This window comes from Desulfurococcus sp. (assembly GCF_049970475.1).
Taxonomy (GTDB): domain Archaea; phylum Thermoproteota; class Thermoprotei_A; order Sulfolobales; family Desulfurococcaceae; genus Desulfurococcus; species Desulfurococcus amylolyticus.
Map to the genome: position 1 here is coordinate 1 of NZ_JBMFMW010000157.1, position 1,529 is coordinate 1,529.

The window sequence follows — 1,529 nt, forward strand, 5'->3', positions numbered from 1 at the left end:
CGATCCCAACTGTCTATAAAATTTCCTCAATGACCTTAATAAACGTTTCTGCCCCTGTAATAATCCGAGGAGCTCTTTCCGCCAGAGAATAATTAGTGCTAGTATTGTTACCTGCCCGATGTCAGGGGAGACGCTCCCCCCTATATCTGTCTCCTCTAGTATTGTAAATGGATATAATGTGAGTCTTTCGTAATGGGATACATTATATATAATAATATAATGTAACGTAATGAGTATTAGGGCGACTACCGTGAAGAATATTTTCACTAATCCCTTCAACTCGAATAGGGAGAATATGAATAGTAGCACTACTATTAATACACCTATCACTCCACTGTACAAGTATACAGATGGATCCAGCATTATCATTGCACTCTAAGCCTCTCTAGCCCTACACTTGTCAGTATCAAGTACGCTGGATTGAGGCTTATAGCCTTATGCCCTTTGATCCCCCAGATTGGAGGAGCGTAGCATCCTTCTCGACTGGGCTCCATGAAGCACAGGTGAAGCTATTAAGCCAGCACCAAGAGTCAACCCCGTTAACGGGATTACAACCGAAAGCCTCGCCCTTTAGGGTGGGGGAGGAGGTCAGAAGTACTCAGAATCACTGTTAGTGGGGGTGTTCTTCTAAAAGATATCTTGGTAATAGAGGTCTCACCACCACTGGTATTGATAAAGGATGCATTTGGGTCTCATCGAGTAAAGGGTCAGATTTTCCGGCTTTCATCACTGCAGGGCTCATGAGACCCTCTTTTCATCACTATGGTAAAGAGTATTCGCATCAAGGATTTTAATATATCACCTATGATATAAAGCTTAATAGCTTCATCGAATACATGTTGTAAACTAGTGGTGTAAACGGTTGAATTACGGCTCTACACCTCGGTAATACTTCTCATATCTTCAGGCTGGGGTTAAGCCTGTTTATTTTTGTTCAAGCATCCAATACGTAAGACGTATCCTTAATTAAGGAGGGAGTGGTTATTGAATAAGAATGTTTTAAAACCTATCAAGATTCTAAGAGATTATTGGTTGCGGCGGTCGTCTAGCCTGGACTAGGACGCCGGCCCTCCAAGCCGGAGATCCCGGGTTCAAATCCCGGCCGCCGCATATTCTACCCGACGTATCCGGATCCCTTGTACGTTGTCTTATCCATGGAGGTAGGTATTATTGGCTGGGCGCCTTTGTTATTTCAACACATGCTTCTTCCATTCGTTTGAAACCGTCCTTCAGCCTTAAAAGCAGGCTTTCAGCTGTAAGCTACAAGCTAGCATTTGGAGGACACTGACTTATATACCGCTGTGAATATTCTCGATGCTTTCTTGAAGACGGCATCCTCTAGAAAACTGTATTTATAACCACAATCAACGATAGAAAGCGTAATAAGGGCTAGTATTAGATGAGTGCAAGCGTTCTCCGCTCCATAAATGTCCAGCAGTGATCCTATACTGTCCAGGTTTATACTTGTACCGATAGCCTCAGATTGTTGTTTCTGTTTTCATACTTTTAGGTTTATGAAGGTTGGTATA

At 42.8% G+C, this 1,529-nt stretch carries 1 protein-coding gene and 1 tRNA gene; one reads left to right on the plus strand and one right to left on the minus strand.

All coding sequences use genetic code 11. The features are described 5' to 3' along the window. Positions 1 to 363: hypothetical protein (locus tag ACP5N5_RS06955; RefSeq protein WP_428134504.1), on the minus strand; the 363-nt coding region annotated here is incomplete at its 3' end. Positions 364 to 1,034: 671 nt separating this feature from the next. On the opposite strand from ACP5N5_RS06955, the gene ACP5N5_RS06960 reads away from it, so the two are divergent. Beyond that, positions 1,035 to 1,110, plus strand: a tRNA-Gly gene (locus tag ACP5N5_RS06960). Positions 1,111 to 1,529 lie beyond the last annotated feature (419 nt).